The organism is Kitasatospora sp. NPDC094019 (genome assembly GCF_044764505.1).
Taxonomy (GTDB): domain Bacteria; phylum Actinomycetota; class Actinomycetes; order Streptomycetales; family Streptomycetaceae; genus Kitasatospora.
This window is the reverse complement of record NZ_JBIWIF010000005.1, coordinates 497,738-515,525: the sequence shown is the minus strand read 5'-3', so window position 1 is coordinate 515,525 and position 17,788 is coordinate 497,738. Positions and strand designations below refer to the sequence as shown.

17 protein-coding genes are annotated in these 17,788 nt (G+C 72.8%); 1 reads left to right on the top strand and 16 read right to left on the bottom strand.

Annotated elements, in window-relative coordinates; translation table 11 throughout:
* Positions 1-68 precede the first annotated feature (68 nt).
* From ACIQ9P_RS14685 to ACIQ9P_RS14630, 12 genes are all read right to left on the bottom strand, one after another.
* The gene (locus ACIQ9P_RS14685; protein ID WP_369826134.1) at positions 69-329 is read right to left on the bottom strand and encodes a hypothetical protein; all 261 of its coding nucleotides are present in this window, start codon (positions 327-329) and stop codon (positions 69-71) included.
* On the bottom strand, positions 326-1,819 hold the full coding sequence (gatA, locus tag ACIQ9P_RS14680) for an Asp-tRNA(Asn)/Glu-tRNA(Gln) amidotransferase subunit GatA (RefSeq protein ID WP_402354902.1): 1,494 nt from the start codon (positions 1,817-1,819) through the stop codon (positions 326-328). Before gatA ends, ACIQ9P_RS14685 begins: the two co-directional genes overlap by 4 nt.
* A 3-nt stretch (positions 1,820-1,822) precedes the next feature.
* The gene (gene gatC / locus ACIQ9P_RS14675) at positions 1,823-2,119 is read right to left on the bottom strand and encodes an Asp-tRNA(Asn)/Glu-tRNA(Gln) amidotransferase subunit GatC (RefSeq protein ID WP_030302932.1); all 297 of its coding nucleotides are present in this window, start codon (positions 2,117-2,119) and stop codon (positions 1,823-1,825) included.
* Positions 2,120-2,373: 254 nt separating this feature from the next.
* Positions 2,374-4,089, bottom strand: coding sequence for a putative bifunctional diguanylate cyclase/phosphodiesterase (locus ACIQ9P_RS14670; protein ID WP_402354900.1), 1,716 nt, complete (start codon positions 4,087-4,089; stop codon positions 2,374-2,376).
* 311 nt (positions 4,090-4,400) lie between these two features.
* Positions 4,401-6,821 (bottom strand): NAD-dependent DNA ligase LigA, encoded by a 2,421-nt coding sequence (gene ligA / locus ACIQ9P_RS14665; protein ID WP_402354981.1) that lies wholly within the window; start codon positions 6,819-6,821, stop codon positions 4,401-4,403.
* A 24-nt stretch (positions 6,822-6,845) separates the two neighbouring features.
* On the bottom strand, positions 6,846-7,874 hold the full coding sequence (locus ACIQ9P_RS14660) for a methionine synthase (RefSeq protein ID WP_402354898.1): 1,029 nt from the start codon (positions 7,872-7,874) through the stop codon (positions 6,846-6,848).
* 85 nt (positions 7,875-7,959) lie between these two features.
* Positions 7,960-8,649, bottom strand: a complete 690-nt coding sequence (locus tag ACIQ9P_RS14655; protein WP_402354896.1) for an SDR family oxidoreductase — start codon at positions 8,647-8,649, stop codon at positions 7,960-7,962.
* Between the two features lie 13 nt (positions 8,650-8,662).
* Positions 8,663-9,187 carry a TIGR00730 family Rossman fold protein gene (locus ACIQ9P_RS14650; protein WP_402354894.1) on the bottom strand — a complete coding sequence of 175 codons (525 nt, stop codon included), beginning with the start codon at positions 9,185-9,187 and terminating at the stop codon, positions 8,663-8,665.
* A 45-nt stretch (positions 9,188-9,232) separates the two neighbouring features.
* Positions 9,233-9,796: a Uma2 family endonuclease gene (locus ACIQ9P_RS14645; protein ID WP_402354892.1), complete on the bottom strand. Its 564-nt coding sequence runs from the start codon at positions 9,794-9,796 to the stop codon at positions 9,233-9,235.
* A gap of 21 nt (positions 9,797-9,817) precedes the next feature.
* Positions 9,818-10,282, bottom strand: coding sequence for an NUDIX hydrolase (locus tag ACIQ9P_RS14640; protein ID WP_402354979.1), 465 nt, complete (start codon positions 10,280-10,282; stop codon positions 9,818-9,820).
* A 190-nt stretch (positions 10,283-10,472) separates the two neighbouring features.
* Positions 10,473-11,612 (bottom strand): tRNA 2-thiouridine(34) synthase MnmA, encoded by a 1,140-nt coding sequence (gene mnmA, locus ACIQ9P_RS14635; RefSeq protein ID WP_402354890.1) that lies wholly within the window; start codon positions 11,610-11,612, stop codon positions 10,473-10,475.
* A gap of 62 nt (positions 11,613-11,674) precedes the next feature.
* Positions 11,675-12,856 carry a cysteine desulfurase family protein gene (locus ACIQ9P_RS14630; RefSeq protein ID WP_402354888.1) on the bottom strand — a complete coding sequence of 394 codons (1,182 nt, stop codon included), beginning with the start codon at positions 12,854-12,856 and terminating at the stop codon, positions 11,675-11,677.
* Between the two features lie 348 nt (positions 12,857-13,204).
* On the opposite strand from ACIQ9P_RS14630, the gene ACIQ9P_RS14625 reads away from it, so the two are divergent.
* Positions 13,205-13,960, top strand: coding sequence for an IclR family transcriptional regulator (locus ACIQ9P_RS14625; protein WP_402354886.1), 756 nt, complete (start codon positions 13,205-13,207; stop codon positions 13,958-13,960).
* Here ACIQ9P_RS14625 and ACIQ9P_RS14620 read toward each other — a convergent pair.
* The 4 genes from ACIQ9P_RS14620 to ACIQ9P_RS14605 are packed head-to-tail and all read right to left on the bottom strand — an operon-like array spanning position 13,896 to position 17,775.
* Positions 13,896-14,555, bottom strand: a complete 660-nt coding sequence (locus ACIQ9P_RS14620) for a trimeric intracellular cation channel family protein (protein WP_402354884.1) — start codon at positions 14,553-14,555, stop codon at positions 13,896-13,898. The genes ACIQ9P_RS14625 and ACIQ9P_RS14620 overlap by 65 nt on opposite strands.
* A 43-nt stretch (positions 14,556-14,598) precedes the next feature.
* Positions 14,599-15,663, bottom strand: coding sequence for an ABC transporter ATP-binding protein (locus ACIQ9P_RS14615; RefSeq protein WP_402354882.1), 1,065 nt, complete (start codon positions 15,661-15,663; stop codon positions 14,599-14,601).
* A gap of 34 nt (positions 15,664-15,697) precedes the next feature.
* Positions 15,698-16,768: an ABC transporter ATP-binding protein gene (locus ACIQ9P_RS14610; protein WP_402354880.1), complete on the bottom strand. Its 1,071-nt coding sequence runs from the start codon at positions 16,766-16,768 to the stop codon at positions 15,698-15,700.
* Positions 16,765-17,775 carry an ABC transporter permease gene (locus ACIQ9P_RS14605; protein ID WP_402354878.1) on the bottom strand — a complete coding sequence of 337 codons (1,011 nt, stop codon included), beginning with the start codon at positions 17,773-17,775 and terminating at the stop codon, positions 16,765-16,767. The genes ACIQ9P_RS14610 and ACIQ9P_RS14605 overlap by 4 nt, the downstream gene beginning before the upstream one ends.
* Positions 17,776-17,788: the final 13 nt, after the last annotated feature.

Here is a 17,788-nt window from a genome sequence, read left to right as displayed (position 1 = left end):
CTAAAAAGTCTTCGGTGGTGCGGGCCCGGCCTGCGCCTCGGGCGCAGGCCGGGGCCTCACGGGCTGGGTCAGCCCAACAGGACGTCGTCGTCGCCGAGGCGGCGCAGCTCACGGACCAGCAGGGCCGTGCCGGTGACCAGCGCGGCCGCGCCGACCAGGGCGTTGACCAGCTTCAGGGTGTCGCTCTCGCCGCGGGCCTTGCGCACGTCCTTGACGATGGAGACCGCGCCGAAGGCGCTGGTGCCGATGGACAGCCAGAGCCCGGGCTTGGAGTGCTTCCACCCCTTCAGCGATGCCGACTGGGCCTTGGCGTTCTCGATCTTGCTCACAGTGCCGGTGCCTCCTCCAGCAGGGTGTGCCCCCACTTGTCGTTGAGTGCGGCCTCGACGGCGCCGCCCACGCGGTACAGGCGGTCGTCCGCCATCGCGGGTGCGATGATCTGCAGGCCGACCGGGAGATTGTCCTCCGGGGCCAGGCCGACCGGCAGCGACATGGCCGCGTTGCCCGCAAGGTTGGACGGAATCGTGCACAGGTCGGCCAGATACATCGCCATCGGGTCGTCGGCGCGCTCGCCGATCGGGAAGGCGGTGGTCGGCGTGGTCGGCGAGACCAGGACGTCCACGCCCGCGAAAGCGGCGTCGAAGTCGCGGGAGATCAGCGTCCGCACCTTCTGGGCCGAACCGTAGTAGGCGTCGTAGTAGCCCGAGGAGAGCGCGTAGGTGCCCAGGATGATGCGGCGCTTCACCTCGGGGCCGAAACCGGCCTCACGGGTCAGCGCGGTGACCTCCTCGGCCGAGCGGGAGCCGTCGTCGCCGACCCGCAGGCCGTAGCGCATCGCGTCGAAGCGGGCCAGGTTGGACGACGCCTCGCTCGGGGCGATCAGGTAGTACGCCGGCAGCGCCAGGGTGAAGGACGGGCAGGAGACCTCGACGACCTCCGCGCCCAGCTCGCGCAGCAGCTCCACCGACTCGTTGAAGCGCTGCATCACGCCGGCCTGGTAGCCCTCGCCGGCGAACTCCTTCACCACGCCGATCCGCATGCCGCGCACGTCGCGCAGCTTCGCGGCCTCGACCACGGCCGGGACCGGCGCGTCGATCGAGGTCGAGTCCAGCGGGTCGTGGCCGGCGATCGCCTCGTGCAGCAGCGCCGCGTCCAGCACGGTTCGGGCGCACGGGCCGCCCTGGTCCAGGCTGCTGGAGAAGGCCACCAGGCCGTAGCGCGACACCGAGCCGTAGGTCGGCTTCACGCCGACGGTGCCGGTGACGGCGCCGGGCTGGCGGATCGAACCGCCGGTGTCGGTGCCGATCGCCAGCGGCGCCTCGAACGCGGCCAGCGCGGCGGCCGAACCGCCGCCGGAGCCGCCGGGGATCCGGGAGAGGTCCCACGGGTTGCCGGTCGGGCCGTAGGCGGAGTTCTCGGTGGAGGAGCCCATCGCGAACTCGTCCATGTTGGTCTTGCCGAGGATGACCACGCCGGCGTCCTTGAGACGCGTGGTCAGCGTGGCGTCGTACGGCGGGATCCAGCCTTCGAGGATCTTCGAGCCGCAGGTGGTCGGCACGCCCTTGGTGGTGAAGACGTCCTTCAGCGCCAGCGGGACACCGGCCAGCGGGCCCAGCTCCTCGCCCTTGGCGCGCTTCTCGTCGACGGCCCGGGCGGCGCTCAGCGCGCCCTCGGTGTCGACGTGCAGGAAGGCGTTGACCTTCTTGTCGACGGCCCCGATGCGGTCCAGGTGCGCCTGGGCCACCTCGACGGCGGACACCTCGCCCTTGGCGACGGCGGCGGCGGTCTCGGCCGCGGTGTAACGGATGAGCTCGGTCATGGGTCAGTCCTCCCCGAGGATCTGGGGCACACGGAAACGCTGCTCCTCGGCGGCCGGGGCCCCGGCCAGCGCCTGGTCCGGGGTGAGCGACGGCCGGACCTCGTCCGCGCGCATGACGTTGGTCAGCGGCAGCGGGTGGGAGGTGGGCGGGACGTCCTGTCCGGCGACCTCGGAAACGCGGGCGACCGCGCCGATGATCACGTCGAGCTGCTCGGCGAAGTGGTCCAACTCTTCGGCCTGCAACTCAAGACGCGACAGCCGAGCGAGGTGGGCGACCTCCTCGCGCGTGATGCCAGGCATGCAGCGATCCTCAGGGTGAGTTCTGGTGAGGCCCGGATCCGCCTTCCGGCGGCGCCGGGCCCGGGCCGGGAGCCGCCGGTCCGGCGTTCCCGTCCTCGTGGTCTGTGGTCCCCATCCTATGGGGCACGGCACTGCCACCGGCCAACGACCGGCGGTGGGCGCCGGTCACCCTCGCCGGACAGCCCCTGGGCGCGGGCCGGACGGACCTGCCGCCGCGAGCGGGTCGGCCCCTGGGCGCGGGCCGGACGGCGCTCTCACTGCTGGCGGGTCTGCGCCCAACTCCGGTGCTTGGGCGCCTGGATCTCCAGCTTCGCCGCCTGCACGGCCTGGATCACCGGCGGCAGGACGGGCTGGATCGCGGGCGGCATCCGGTCGGCGGCGGAGCCGAGCCGCTCCACCGGCGGGGCGCCGGTGCGGTGCACCCGCAGCCAGGCGGTGGCCTGCTCGGCCGGCAGCGCCGCCGACACCAGCCAGCCCTGCACCGCGTCCACGCCCATGCAGGCCAGCCGCTCCCAGGTCTCGTCGTCCTCGACGCCCTCGGCGACCACGGTCAGGCCGAGCGAGTGGGCCAGCTCGACCGAGCAGCGGACCACCGCCGCGTCGTGGTCGTCGGTGGCCATCCGGGAGACGAAGGAGCGGTCGATCTTCAGCTCGCCGACCGGCAGGCTGCGCAGCCGCACCAGCGAGGAGTGGCCGGTCCCGAAGTCGTCCAGGGACATCCCGACCCCGTAGCCGCGCAGCTCCGCCAGGGTGTCGGCGGCGCGGCGGGAGTCGTCCAGCAGCAGCCGCTCGGTGATCTCCAGCTGGAGCGCGTGGGCCGGCACCTGGTGGCGGACGAGGTGGCCGGCGACCCGCTGGGCGAAGCCCGGGTTGAGCACGTCGCGCGGCGAGACGTTCACCGCGACCTGGACCTGGAGGCCCTGCTCGCGCCACTGGGCGAGCTGGCCGACCGCGGCCTCCAGCACGTAGTCGGTCAGCCGGGGCATCAGCCCGCTGGACTCGGCGAGGCCCACGAACTCGTCCGGGGAGACCCGGCCCTGGCCGGGGCGCTCCCAGCGCAGCAGCGCCTCCAGACCGACCACCCGGCCGTCGAAGGCCACCTTGGGCTGGTAGTGCAGCTGGACCTCGCCGGTCTCCAGGGCCCGCCGCAGATCGCCCAGCAGTCCGATCCGGTACGGGGTGTCGGCGTCCTGGGTCTCGTCGTACTGCTCGACCGAGGTGCGACCGCGTTGCGCGTGCCCCATCGCCACGTCGGCGCGGCGCAGCAGCGACTCGGCGTCCTGGGCGTGCTGGGGGAAGACGCAGACGCCCGCGCTGGCCTCCAGGACCAGCAGCAGTCCGTCCAGCCGGATCGGGGCGGCCAGTTCGGCGATCAGCGCCTTGGCCACCTTCTCCAGCGAGTCCGGGCAGCCGATGCCGGGCAGCAGGACGGCGAACTCGTCGCCGCCCATCCGGGCCACCATCGGGTGGCCGCGGTAGTGCCGCGGCAGTCCGGCGAAGACGTCGTCGATGGACTCGCGGGTGGCGCTGCCGGCGGCGCCGCCGGAGCGCAGGGCCCGGTGCAGCCGGCGGGCGATGTGGACGAGCAGGCGGTCGCCGGCGGTATGGCCGAGGGTGTCGTTGAGCGACCGGAAGCGGTCGAGGTCGAGCAGGATCAGACCGACGCTGTAACCCTCGGTGTGCTCGGCGATCGCCTCCTGGGCGGCGAGGAGTAACGCCTGGCGGTTGGGCAGATCGGTCAGCGGGTCGGTGAGCTGGTCGCGCGCCCGGTCGCGGGCGATCCGCCAGGCCGCGACCAGGACGGCCAGCGGCACCGCGAACAGTGGCAGCAGCTCCGCCTCGTAGCGGTAGACCAGCACGGCCAGCGGGATGAGCGGCGCGGCGCCGGCCAGCAGCACGCCGAGCAGCAGGACCGCTCCCGCCACCCCCTGCGGCGGGCGTGTGGGCGCACCGCCGGTCGTACGATCCATAAGCCCAGTCCTCCGTCGGGCCCGCCCCGTCAGGCCGCCTAGCGGTGAGGCACCGTACCGGCGCCGGCAGCCTGCCGGGCATGGAGCGGCCCCGCGGAGTCCGGCTCAGCCGGTACCCCCACCCCTGCTGACACTCTGTTGCGCTCCAGGGTATGCGCGGCTTCACCCGACGGGCAGACTTTCGGACAACCGGACATACGCCACCGCGCTCGGTGCCGCACAGTGTCACGATGCCCGCTATCACTGTGCGGCACCCGATGACGTTGCATCAGGACGATAACAAGCCGGATTCGGGGCTTCCGCGCGCGGGGTCAGCCCTCGGTGCCCTCCTCCGCGGGGACCTGCGGAGCCTGCGCCCCGTCCGGGTCCGCCACCTGCTCCGGGACGGCGTCCGCCGCCACCTCCGCCACCTGCTCCGCGTCCTGGTCCGGGTCCTGCTTCGCGGCGGCCTTCCGCTTCGCCGGCGCCTTCTTCACCGGCTCCTCCGGCGGTTCGGGCGACAGCCCCAGGTGCACCCGGGCGGCGGCCGAACCCTGCTCCAGCAGAATCGTGAAGCCCGCGTCGTCGAGCACCGGCAGCCCCAGCTGAACGGCCTTGTCGTACTTGGACCCGGGATTGTCACCCGCGACCACGAAGTGGGTCTTCTTCGACACCGAACCGGTCACCTTCGCCCCCCGCGAGGTCAGCGCCTCCTTGGCGCCGTCCCGGGTGTGCCCGGCCAGCGTGCCGGTGACGACGACGGTCAGCCCCTCCAACGGGCGCTCGCCCTCCTCCTCGGCGGCCTCCTCGGTGAAGCGGACCCCGGCCTCGCGCCACTTCTCGACGATCTCCCGGTGCCAGTCCACCTGGTACCACTCCACGATCGAGCGCGCGGTGCCCGCGCCGACCCCCTCGGTGGCGGCCAGCCGCTCCTCGCTCGCCGCGAAGATCGCGTCCAGGTCGCGGAACTCCCGGGCCAGGTCCTGGGCGGCGACCGGGCCGACGTGCCGGATCGAGAGGCCGTTGAGGAAGCGCCAGAGCGGGCGGTCCTTGGCCTTCTCGATGTTCTCCAGCATCAGCCCGGTGTTCTTCTTCGGCGCACCGGCGGTGGTGGCGAAGAAGAACACCTCCTTCTCCTCGCCGGTCTCGTCGTCCAGCTTCGGCATACCGGTCTTCTGGTCGCGCACCAGCACCTTGATCGGCAGCAGCCGCTCCACCGTCAGGCCGAAGATGTCGCCCTCGTTCCCCACCGGCGCCTCGACCGGCTCCAGCGGCTGGGTCAGCGCGGTGGCGGCGACGTAGCCGAGGCCCTCGATGTCCAGCGCCGAACGCCCGCCGAGGAAGGCGATCCGCTCCCGGATCTGGGCGGGGCAGAACCGCGCGTTCGGACAGCGCAGATCGATGTCCCCCTCCGCCATCGGCCGCAGCCCGGTACCGCACTCGGGGCAGTGCGAGGGCATCACGAACGCCTGCTCGGTGCCGTCCCGGAGGTCGTACACCGGGCCGAGGATCTCCGGGATCACGTCGCCGGCCTTGCGCAGCACCACGGTGTCGCCGAGCAGGACGTCCTTGGCCTTGACCACGTCCTGGTTGTGCAGGGTCGCGTACTGCACCATCGAGCCGGCCACCTTCACCGGCTCGGCCAGCACCGCGTACGGGGTGGCCCGGCCGGTGCGGCCGATCCCGACCTTGATCGCGGCGAGCTTCCCGGTGACCTCCTCCGGCGGGTACTTCCAGGCGATCGCCCAGCGCGGGGACTTCGAGGTGGAGCCGAGCCGGCCCTGCAGCGCGATCTCGTCCACCTTGACGACCACGCCGTCGATCTCGTGCTCGACCGAGTGCCGCTGCTCGCCGAAGTGCGCGATGAACTCCCGCACCTCCGCCAGCGAGCCGACCACCCGGTTGTGCCGGGCGGTCGGCAGGCCCCACCCGCGCAGCAGCTCGTAGGCGTGCGACTGGTTGTCGATGTCGAAGCCGACCCGGGCGCCGATGCCGTGCACCACCATCCGCAGCGGGCGGGAGGCGGTGATCAGCGGGTCCTTCTGGCGCAGCGAGCCGGCCGCGGCGTTCCTCGGGTTCATGAACAGCCGGATCATCGCCCGGGGCCGCTTGCCCTCCTTGGCGCGCTCCTCGTTCTCCAGCCGGCGGCGCTCGTTCTCCTCCGCGAAGGAGGCGTTGAGCGCCTCGAAGTCCTCGGTCGGGAAGTAGACCTCGCCCCGGATCTCGACCAGCTCGGGCACGTCCTCGCCGGTGAGCCGGTGCGGGATCTCCTTGATGGTGCGGACGTTGGCGGTGATGTCCTCGCCGACCCGGCCGTCGCCCCGGGTCGCCGCCTGCGTCAACCGGCCGTTCTCGTAGGTGAGGTTGACGGCCAGGCCGTCCACCTTGAGCTCGCACAGGTAGTGGTACTCGATCCCGGCCAGCTCGGCGGCGACCCGCTCGGCCCAGGCGGCGAGCTCCTCGTCGTCCATCGCGTTGTCCAGGCTGAGCAGCCGCTCCCGGTGCTCGACCGGGGCGAACAGCAGGGTCGGCGCGCCACCGACCCGCTGCGAGGGCGACTCCGGGGTGACCAGCGCGGGGTGCTCCGCCTCCAGCCCCTCCAGCTCGCGCATCAGCCCGTCGAACTCGGCGTCGCTGACGACCGGCGCGTCCTGCTCGTAGTACCGGGCCCGGTGGTCCGTGATCTCGGCGGCCAGCTCGGCGTGCCGCTTGCGCACCTCCGCCGGAACGTCCTCCCAGCCCTCGACAGCCACCACCGCAAGCCCTCCGTCAATCTCTCATTCCGGGTTGTCCACCAGACTCCGGGCCGCGTTCACACTGAGTGACAGCGCCCGGCGCGCGTGGTCCGGGGAGGCCCCGGCCAGCCCGCAGGTCGGCGTCACCAGCACACGGCGGCCCAGCAGCTCCGGGGAGAACCCGAGCCTGCGCCACAACGCCCTGACACCCTGGACACTACCGGCCGGGTCCGACAGTGCCGTTGATTGAGCGAGCGCCCGCTCGGTGGACGGGACGACGCCCGCGAGGATCATCGTTCCGGCGTCGACCGCCTCGCCGAGCTCCTCGTCCTCACGCTCGGTCAGCAAGGAGAAGTCCAGCGAGACCCCGGCCACCCCGGCCCGGCGCAGCAGCGGCAGCGGCACCCGCGGCGCGCAGCAGTGCACCACCACGGGTGCGTCCAGGGCGCCGATCACGTTCCGCAGCGTCTCCTCGGCGCGCTGCCGGTCGACGGAGCGCAGCCGCTGGAAGCCGCTCGCGGTCCTCACCTCGCCGGCCAGCACGGCGGGCAGCGAGGGTTCGTCCAGTTGCAGCACCACCTCCGCGCCCGGCACCCGGCGGCGGACCTCGGCGAGGTGGCGGCGCAGGCCCTCGGTGAGCGAACCCGCGATGTCCCGGCAGGCACCGGGGTCGGCGAGCGCCTTCTCGCCGTACTTGAGCTCGATCGAGGCGGCCAGCGTCCACGGCCCGACCGCCTGCACCTTCAGCGCGCCGGTGTACCCCTGGGTGAACTCCTCCAGCGCGTCGAGGTCCTCGCCGAGCCAGGAGTGGGCCCGCCGGGTGTCCCGGCCCGGGTGGTCGGCGAACCGCCAGCCGCTCGGCTCGGTCTGCGCGAACAGCTCGACCAGCAGGCCGGCGGAACGGCCGATCATGTCGGCGCCCGGCCCGCGGGCGGGGAGTTCGGGGAGGAACGGCAGGTGCTCCAGCGCGCCGGTGGAGGTCCTGGCGGCCTCCCGGGCGTCGGTGCCGGGCAGCGATCCGACGCCGGTGGCGGCGCCGACCAGGTCGGGGAAGGGAAGTCCGTTGCTCACGGCCGAAGCCTATGGCGTCGGGAACGCCGCCGGCCCCGGCACCGGGCGCGGGGCCCGGTGCCGGGGCCGTCGGGTGGCCCGGGCCCTACCGCCCCGGGCGGACGGTGATGTCGGTGATCTCCGCGTCCCGGGAGGCGTCCAGCGCCGCCAGGACCGCCTTCGCCACCGACTCCGGCTCGATCCACTGGCCGGGGTCGTACTCCTTGCCCTCCTGCTGGTGCACCTTGACCTGCATCGCGGTGGCGGTGCGGCCCGGGTACACCGAGGTGACCCGCACCCCGTGGCCGTGCTCCTCCAGCCGCAGCGAGTCGGCCAGGGCCTTCAGCCCGTGCTTGCTCGCCGCGTACGCCGACCAGTCGGCGCTCGCCCGCAGCCCGGCACCGGAGTTGACGAACACCACGTGGCCCTTGACCAGCCGCACCGAGGGCAGCAGCAGCCGGGTCAGCTCGGCGGGACCGACCAGGTTGACGTTCAGGGTGTCCTGCCACGCCTTGACCGGAAGCTCGCCGACCGGGGCCAGCTCGACCATGCCCGCCACGTGCAGCAGCGAGTCCAGCTCGACCGGCGGCGCCTGGTGCCCGAGGGCCCAGGAGAGCTTCGCCGGGTCGGCGAGGTCGCCGACCAGGGTCCGCGCGCCGGGGAAGCGTTCGCGCAGCTCGGCGGCGCGGCGGGCGTCGCGGGCCAGCAGCCAGAGCTCGTCCCCGCGCTCGGCGAGACGGGCGGCGAGGACGGCGCCGATGCCGGAGCCGGCGCCGGTGATCAGATGAGAGGCCATGACCGTGATCCTCTCAGCCCTTGAGCTGCTCGAAGACCTGGGCCGGGGTGTCGGCGAAGGTGATCAGCTCGGCCAGCGGGCGGGGCAGGAAGCCCTCGGCGTCCATCCTCTCCAGCTGGGTGCGCAGCCCCGCGTAGAAGCCCTCGGTGTCCAGCACCACCACCGGCTTGTCGTGCAGCGCGTGCTTCTTCAGCTCCAGCACCTCGGTGACCTCGTCCAGCGTGCCCAGCCCGCCGACCAGGACGACGACCGCGTCCGCGCGCGCCAGCAGCTTCGCCTTGCGCTCGGCCAGGTCGGCGGTGGTGACCAGCTCGTCGGCGCCGTCGTACGCCTTGTGCTTCAGGAACTCGACCGAGATCCCGACCAGCCGACCGCCGGCGTCCCTCACCCCGTCGGCGAGCAGGCCCATCAGCCCGGCGTTCGAGCCGCCCCACACCAGTGTGTGCCCGCCCTCCCCGAGCAGTCGGGCGAATTCGGCGGCGGGAAGGGAGTAGCGGTCGTCGAGCGAGTACGCGGAGCAGAAGACAGTGATGTTCATAGTGGTCCCCGGTCTATCACGCCGCCGGGCCTGCGCTCATTTCGATTACTGGGCGGACCCGTCCCCGTACGGCACCAGCGCCGAAAGGCCCAGGGTGAAGCCGAACGGCTCCGGGATGCCGATCTCGTCGCCGAACTTCCGGTCGCTGCGGGTGTGGTAGCGGTCGTGGTCGGGTTCGGAGAACAGCGTCACCGTGCCTTCGCGCGGGTCCACGATCAGGTAGAGCGGGATCCGCATCACGGCGTAGTCGTGCAGCTTGTCCATCCAGTCGTTACCGGGGTTCGACGGGGAGACCACCTCCACCGCGATCAGCGCCTCGGCGGCTGGGGCGCGGTTGCCGGGCTCCGAGAGCACGGCAACCGGAAGGTAGGTGAGGTCCGGACCGCGCCCCACCGAACCGTCGGGAGCGACGATCACAGCGCGTTCGGTCGGCACGTACCCCTCGGGTTCGTGCCGCTCGAACTGCCGCCGCACCTGCGCGAGGTTGAGCTGGTGGATGTTCGACGGCGACGCCTGCACGACCAGGTTGTCGCCGGACCACTCGATCCGGACGCCGTCGGGTGCGGTCCGCTCCAGCTCCGCCACGAAGTCCCTGTGCTGCTCGAACAAGCCCATGCCGTCCTTCTCCCGTCAGCCGAGCAGATGCCGCCCGTCATGGTCCCGGACAGCCGGTACGGCACCGTCCCGCAGCGCGTCCAGCACGCGCACGGCGTACACCTCGGCCATCCGGTCGGAGACCTCGCCCGGCGTGAGCCAGTCGACGGCGGTCGACTCCTCGGAGAGCCGCTCGCTCCCGCTCTCGGGGCGGCAACGGAACACCAGGGCGACGATTCCCCGGCTCACGTTCTTGTAGACGCCGGTCAGCCGCTCGACGCCGACCTTGATCCCGGTCTCCTCGAACACCTCGCGCCGTACGCCGTCCTCGACGGCCTCGGTCACCTCCAGCACTCCGCCCGGCGGCTCCCAGGTCCCGTTGTCGGCCCGCCGGATCGCCAGCACCCGACCGTCCTCGCGCACCACCACCCCGGCCACGGACACCGAGTGGAGCGGCGTTGACCGAGGCTTCCCGGCACTGTTACTCATGTGCAGGAGAATAGGAGCCCTGAAGGACAGTCGCGGCCCGGCCCTGGTGGATCACCTGACCGGTGACCGGTGGGTGCCACCGTGTCGGTGGCGGCCGCCTTTCACGTGGCCGTCGCTGCCGTAATGCTGATCGACCGCACCCGCTGAATGCCGCCCGCGTCGCCGGGTCGGCGGCGCGGGCGGTCAGGAACAGCGTCCGTCCTCAGGCGTTGACGGCCGGGCGGTGCGTGGTGGCGATGGTGGCGGAGCCGACGACGCGGGTGCCGTCGTAGAGGACCACGGCCTGGCCGGGGGCGATGCCGCGGGCGGGGGTGTCGAGGTCGACGTGGAGGGTGTCGTCGGCGACCGAGGCGCTGACCGGGACCTCCTCGCCGTGGGCGCGCAGCTGGGCGGTGTAGCGGCCGTCGGCGAGCGGCTCGGTGCCGCACCAGCGGGGACGGATCGCGGTGAGGCCGGTGACGTCGAGGCCCTCGGCCGGGCCGACGGTGACGGTGTTGTTCACCGGGGAGATGTCGAGCACGTAGCGCGGCTTGCCGTCGGCGGCCGGGCGGCCGATCCGCAGGCCCTTGCGCTGGCCGATGGTGAAGCCGTAGGCGCCGTCGTGCTCGCCGAGCTTGGTGCCGTCGACGTCCAGGATGTCGCCGGTGGCGGTACCGAGGTGCTGGGCCAGGAAGCCCTGGGTGTCGCCGTCGGCGATGAAGCAGATGTCGTGCGAGTCGGGCTTCTTCGCGACGGCCAGGCCGCGCCGCTCGGCCTCCTCGCGGATGACGTCCTTGGTGGTGTCGCCGAGCGGGAAGAGCGAGTGGGCGAGCTGGTCGGCGTCGAGCACGCCGAGCACGTAGGACTGGTCCTTGGCGGCGTCGACGGCTCGGTGCAGTTCGCGGGAGCCGTCCGCCAGGTCGACGATCCGGGCGTAGTGGCCGGTGCAGACGGCGTCGAAGCCGAGGGCGACCGCCTTGTCCAGCAGCGCCGCGAACTTGATCTTCTCGTTGCAGCGCAGGCACGGGTTCGGGGTGCGCCCGGCGGCGTACTCGGCGACGAAGTCGTCGATGACGTCCTCGCGGAAGCGCTCGGCGAGGTCCCAGACGTAGAAGGGGATGCCGATCACGTCGGCGGCGCGGCGGGCGTCCCGGGAGTCCTCGATGGTGCAGCAGCCGCGGGCGCCGGTGCGGAAGGACTGCGGGTTGCTGGACAGCGCCAGGTGCACGCCGGTCACCTCGTGGCCGGCCTCGACGGCGCGGGCGGCGGCGACGGCGGAGTCCACCCCGCCGGACATCGCGGCGAGCACGCGCAGGCGGCCGCTGGCGGACGGAGCGGTGGGGGCACCCGGGAAGTCAGTCATGATGACTCCAAGCGTACGTGGTGCCGTCCGGCATTCCGCCGGGGCCGTTCGGCCGGAAGGGCTCAGCGCCGGACGGCCGCGAGGCCGGCGTTGCGGGCGCGCTGGACGGCCGGGGCGATGGCCTCGGCGAGGGCGGTGACGTCCTCGCGGGTGGACGTGTGGCCGAGCGAGAACCGCAGCGAGGCCCGGGCGAGCAGCGGATCGACGCCCATCGCCAGCAGCACGTGGCTGGGCTGCGGGACGCCGGCCGAGCAGGCCGAGCCGGTGGAGCACTCGATGCCGCGGGCGTCGAGCAGCATCAGCAGCGCGTCGCCCTCGCAGCCGGGGAAGGAGAAGTGCGCGTTGGCGGGCAGCCGCCCCTCCCCCGCCGGGTCGCCGTTGAGCACCGCGTCCGGGACGGCGGCGTGCACGGTCGCGACCAGTTCGTCCCGCAGCGCGCCCAGGGTGAGGGCGTGCTCCTCGCGGCGTTCGACGGCGATGGCGGCGGCGGCCGCGAAGCCGGCGGCGGCGGGCGCGTCGAGGGTGCCGGAGCGGACGTCGCGCTCCTGGCCGCCGCCGTGCAGCAGCGGGACGGGCGTGGCGCCGCGCGACAGCAGCAGCGCGCCGATGCCGAACGGGCCGCCGATCTTGTGGCCGGTGACGGTGAGCGCGGTGAGGCCGGAGCCGGCGAAGGAGACCGGCACCTGACCGAGCGCCTGCACCGCGTCGGCGTGCATCGGGATGCCGTACTCGGCGGCGACGGCGGCGAGTTCGGCCACCGGCTGGACGGTGCCGACCTCGTTGTTGGCCCACATGACGGTGACCAGGGCGACCGAGCCGGGGTCGCGTTCGATCGCCTCGCGCAGCGCCGCCGGGTGGACCCGGCCGAGGGCGTCGACCGGCAGGTAGTCGACGGTGGCGCCCTCGTGCTCGGCGAGCCAGTGCACGGCGTCCAGCACCGCGTGGTGCTCGACGGGGCTGCACAGCACCCGGGTGCGTGCCGGGTCGGCACCGCGGCGGGCCCAGTACAGGCCCTTGACGGCGAGGTTGTCGGACTCGGTGCCGCCGCCGGTGAGGACGATCTCGCTGGGCCGGGCGCCGAGCGAGTCGGCGAGCGACTCGCGGGACTCCTCGACCACGCGGCGGGCCCGGCGGCCGGCCGCGTGCAGGGAGGAGGCGTTGCCGACGACCCCCAGGTGTGCCGACATGGCGGCGATCGCCTCGGGCAGCATCGGCGTGGTCGCCGCATGGTCCAGGTATGGCATAACCATCCGATTGTAGTGGTCCTCCGGCCTGCGCCGGACCGGTGCGACCGGTGCGGCCGGGCGCACCGCACCGATCCGGCCACCGGACGCCGGTCACCGGGGTGCTGCCCCTCGGGGCAGCCCAGGTACGGGGAACGGGCCACGAACGGTTAGCCTGACGGCCACCACCACACGGCCTCACGGCCATCACCACGCGGCCCGGCGGCCATCGCCACGCGGCCCGGACACCACCGCCACGCGGCCCGGACACCACCGCCACGCGGCCCGGACACCACCGCCACGCGGCCCGACGGCCACCGCCACGCCGCGCGGCCGGACCCAGGAACGGAACCAGGAACGGGGAACGCGATGTCGCAGTCGGTCGATCGGGCGCTGACCCTGCTCGGCTCGCTCGGCGACGGGCCGGTCACCCTGGAGCAGGCCGCCGGCTCGATCGGGGTGCACAAGTCCACCGCCCTGCGGCTGCTGCGCACGCTGGAGGAGCACGGCTTCGTGCACCGGCTGTCCGACCGCCGCTACCGGGTGGGCGGCCGGGTGCTGTCGCTGGCCCAGCGGGCGCTCCAGGAGATCGACGTCCGGCAGGTCGCCGCGCCCTACCTGGCCGCGCTGAACGAGCGCTGCGGCTGCACCGTGCGGTTGGCCGTGCTGCAGGACGACGAGGTGCTGTACCTGGACGAGCTGGCCGGCCGCTGGAGCGCCGATCCGGGCCGGCCGGACCGGATCGGGCGGCGGGCGCCGGCCGCCGGGACGGCGATCGGCCGGGTGTTGCTGGCCGGGCTGGCGCCGGACGGCCCGGCGGCGGACGGGCTGGCCGAGGACCTGGCGGCGGTGCGCCGGCGGGGCTGGGCGGCGGAGTCGGCCGAGCACCGGGAGGCGGTCACCTGTGTGGCCGCGCCGGTGGCGGGCAGCGACGGACGGGCGGTCGCGGCCTGCGCGATCTCGGCGCCGGCCGACCGGATGCCGCCGGCCGAGCTGCTGCGGCTGGTGCCGGAGCTGCTCTGCACGGCGGAGGCGGTCTCGCTGGCGTACGGCGGCTCGCCTACTCCTCGCTGGTGCGAGAACCGTTGCGGTGCCAGGCCCGCGGCGCGCGCCAGCCGTACTTGAGGGCGAGCATCCGCAGGCCGAACGCGGTCAGCGCGGCGGCGGTGCCGGTGGCGGCGGTGAGGCTGTCGAGGGCGATCAGCACGGCGACCAGGGCGGCGCCGACGAGGGCCGGCACGGCGTAGATCTCGCGGTCCCAGCGCAGCAGCGAGGGGAGTTCGCCGGCCAGGACGTCGCGCATCACGCCGCCGCCGGCGGCGGTCACCATGCCGAGGGCGACCGAGGAGACGGCGCCGAGCCCGAAGTCGTGCGCCTTGGCGGTGCCGGTGACGCAGAACAGGCCGAGGCCGAGCGCGTCGAGGGTCTGCACCGCGCGGTTGATCCGCTCGACCTCGGGGTGCAGGAAGAAGACCACCAGGGCGGCGCACAACGGGGTGACGAAGTAGCCGAGGTTGCTGAACGCGGCCACCGGGGTGGCGCCGATGACGAGGTCGCGCATCACTCCGCCGCCGAGCGCGGTGACCTCGGCGAGGACACAGATGCCGAAGATGTCCATGTTCTTGCGGACGGCGAGCAGCCCTCCGGAGAGGGCGAAGACGAAGATGCCGACGAGGTCCAGCGACTGCTGCACGTCGGAGGGGAAGATCTGCGAGGTCACCGCACCAGTGTGACCCGGCCGGGCCTCCCCTCCGACCGTACGGTCAGACGGAGGCCCGGGCCCCGTCACCGGTGACGGCGTTCTCCGGGAAGTGGCAGGCCACCTGGTGGCCCGCGGTCGCGACGGCGAGCGGCGGTTCCTGGGTGGCGCAGATCTCCTGGGCCTTCCAGCAGCGGGTGCGGAAGCGGCAGCCGCTGGGCGGGTTGATCGGCGAGGGCACGTCGCCCTTGAGCAGGATCCGCTCGCGCCCGGCGCGCTGGCGCCGGCGCGGGTCGGGCACGGGGACGGCCGACATCAGCGCGGTGGTGTACGGGTGCATCGGGCTGCGGTAGAGCGAGTCCCGGTCGGCGATCTCGACGATCTTGCCGAGGTACATCACGGCGACCCGGTCGGAGACGTGCCGGACCACCGAGAGGTCGTGCGCGATGATCAGGTAGGTCAGGCCGAGCTCCCGCTGGAGGTCGTCGAGCAGGTTGACCACCTGGGCCTGGATGGAGACGTCCAGGGCGGAGACCGGCTCGTCCGCGACGATCATCCGGGGCCGCAGGGCGAGCGCCCGGGCGATGCCGATGCGCTGGCGCTGGCCGCCGGAGAACTCGTGCGGGTAGCGGTTGTAGTGCTCGGGGCTGAGCCCGCACAGCTCCAGCAGTTCCTGGACGGCCTTCTTGATCCCGCCCTCGGGCGCGGCCTTCTGCAGCCGGAACGGCGCGCCGACGATGGTGCCGACGGTGTGACGCGGGTTCAGCGAGGAGTACGGGTCCTGGAAGATCATCTGGATGTCGCGGCGCAGCGGCCGCATCGCCCCGACGCCCAGATGGGTGATGTCCTTGCCCTCGAACTCGATCGTCCCGCCGGTCGGCTCGTCGAGCCTGGTGACCAGCCGGCCCATCGTCGACTTGCCGCAGCCGGACTCGCCGACGACACCCAGGGTCTCACCGGCGTTGACCGTGAAGTCGATGCCGTCGACCGCCCGGACGGCGCCGCTCTGGCGCCGCAGCAGACCGCTGTGGATGGGGAAGTGCCGGGTCAGACCGGTCACCCTGAGCAGCGGCTGCCGATCGGGGGCGGGCGCCGGCGCGGGGATGGTCGCCGCCTGAGTGTCCGTCATCGGTTCTCTCCAGAAGGGTGGTACGAGTCCGGGCTCACAGCAGGGGCGCGATCTCTTCGGTGAAGATGCGGTGCCGCTCGGAGAGCGCGAGGTGGCAGGCGGCGTGGTGGCCGGGCGCGACCTCGGTGAGTCCCGGGGTCTCCTCGGTGGAGCGTCCGCCGGTCAGCGCCGCGTAGGGGCAGCGCGGGTGGAAGGCGCAGCCGGACGGCACGTTGATCAGGCTGGGCGGGGTGCCCTTGACCGGCACCAGTCGCTCCTGGAGCTCCCGGTCGAGGCGCGGCATCGAGCCCAGCAGGCCCCAGGTGTAGGGGTGTTCCGGGGAGTCGAAGAGGGTCTCGGCCGGGCCGCGCTCGACGCACTTGCCGCCGTACATGACGAGGATGTCGTCGGCGAGCTCGGCGACCACCCCGAGGTCGTGGGTGATGATGATGACCGCCGAGCCGAACTCCTCCTGGAGGTCCCGGATGAGGTCCAGGATCTGCGCCTGCACGGTGACGTCCAGGGCGGTGGTGGGTTCGTCGGCGATCAGCAGCGAGGGGTCGTTGACCAGGGCCATGGCGATCATGGCGCGCTGGCGCATGCCGCCGGAGAACTGGTGCGGGTAGTCGTCGACCCGGCGGTCGGGCTGCGGGATGCCGACCCGGTCGAGCATTTCGACGGTGCGGGCGCGGGCCTGCTTCTTGGTCGCCTGCGGGTGGTGCACCCGGTACGCCTCGACGATCTGCTGCCCCACCGTGTAGTAGGGGTGCATCGCGGTCAGCGGGTCCTGGAAGATCATCGCCATCTCGCGGCCGCGCAGCTCCCGGACCCGGTCCGGCCCGGCGGCGACGAGGTCCTCGCCGTCGAGGCGGATCTCGCCGGTGATCCGGGCCCGCTTGGAGCGGTGCAGACCCATGATGCCGAGCGAGGTGACGGACTTGCCGGAGCCGGACTCGCCGACGATGCCGAGGGTGCGGCCCTTGGCGAGGTCGAAGCTGACCCCGTCGACGGAGCGGACCAGGCCGTCGTCGGTGTCGAAGTGGATCCGCAGGTCCCGGACGGAGAGGTACGGGTCCCCTCCGGCCGGGGCGGCCGCGCGGGCCGGGGTCTTCTGGAGCTCGGTCACGACAGCCTCACCCGGGGGTCGACAGCGGCGTACAGGAGGTCAACCACGAGGTTGCAGAGGACGATGAAGAAGGCGGCGAGCAGCGTGGTGCCGAGGATCTTCGGCAGGTCGTTGTCGGAGATCGCCTGGACGGCGAACTGGCCGACGCCCTGGAGCGAGAACACCTGCTCGGTGATCAGCGCACCGCCGAGCAGCAGACCGAGGTCCATGCCGAAGATGGTGACGATCGGGGTCAGCGCGGCGCGGAGTCCGTGCCGGGTGACGACCTTGCGCTCGGCCAGGCCCTTGGCCCGGGCGGTGCGGATGTAGTCCTCGCTCATCGTCTCCAGCATGCCGGCGCGGGTGAGCCGGGCGTAGAGGGCGGAGTAGAGGAAGGCCAGCGAGATCCAGGGCAGGATCAGGTTGCGGGCCCACATCAACGGGTCGTCGGTGAAGTTGACGTACTGCAGGTTGTCCAGGATCGGCCACTCGTAGCTGAACACCGTGAGCAGCAGCGCGCCGGTGAAGAAGACCGGCAGCGAGACGCCGGCGAGGGCGATGCCCATCGAGATCCGGTCGAAGATCGACCGCGGCCTGAGGGCGGAGACGACGCCGGTGGCGACACCGGAGACCAGCCAGAGGCTGGCCGCGCCGATGGCGAGCGACAGCGTGACCGGGATCCGCTTGGACAGCTCGGGCCAGACCTCCAGGTGGTTCTTGAAGGAGTAGCCGAAGCAGGGCACGTGGCAGGTGGCCGGTTCCGGGCCGAACTTGTACTCGGCGCCGCTGACCAGACCCTTGAGGAAGTTCCAGTACTGGGTGTACAGCGGCTGGTCGAGGCCCAGGTTCTTCTTGACCGCCGCGATCGCGTCGGGAGAGGGGTTCTTCCCGATGTACTGGGTGGCCAGCTGGTCGACCGTCTCGCCGGCGAGGCGCGGGAGCAGGAAGAAGATCGCGAAGGTGACCGCGCTGACGACCAGCAGCAGCACCGCCGCGGCGAGGATCCTGCGGATGATGTAGGCAAACACAGTTGGTCGGCTC

What these genes read in the sequence shown, in the direction of transcription:
- ACIQ9P_RS14655 (WP_402354896.1), bottom strand. Translation starts at nt 8,649, where the DNA reads ATGGCCTCTCATCTGATCACCGGCGCCGGCTCCGGCATCGGCGCCGTC.
- ACIQ9P_RS14670 (WP_402354900.1), bottom strand. Translation starts at nt 4,089, where the DNA reads ATGGATCGTACGACCGGCGGTGCGCCCACACGCCCGCCGCAGGGGGTG.
- ACIQ9P_RS14625 (WP_402354886.1), top strand. Translation starts at nt 13,205, where the DNA reads ATGTCGCAGTCGGTCGATCGGGCGCTGACCCTGCTCGGCTCGCTCGGC.
- ACIQ9P_RS14630 (WP_402354888.1), bottom strand. Translation starts at nt 12,856, where the DNA reads ATGCCATACCTGGACCATGCGGCGACCACGCCGATGCTGCCCGAGGCG.
- gatC (WP_030302932.1), bottom strand. Translation starts at nt 2,119, where the DNA reads ATGCCTGGCATCACGCGCGAGGAGGTCGCCCACCTCGCTCGGCTGTCG.
- ACIQ9P_RS14650 (WP_402354894.1), bottom strand. Translation starts at nt 9,187, where the DNA reads ATGAACATCACTGTCTTCTGCTCCGCGTACTCGCTCGACGACCGCTAC.
- ACIQ9P_RS14615 (WP_402354882.1), bottom strand. Translation starts at nt 15,663, where the DNA reads ATGACGGACACTCAGGCGGCGACCATCCCCGCGCCGGCGCCCGCCCCC.
- gatA (WP_402354902.1), bottom strand. Translation starts at nt 1,819, where the DNA reads ATGACCGAGCTCATCCGTTACACCGCGGCCGAGACCGCCGCCGCCGTC.
- mnmA (WP_402354890.1), bottom strand. Translation starts at nt 11,612, where the DNA reads ATGACTGACTTCCCGGGTGCCCCCACCGCTCCGTCCGCCAGCGGCCGC.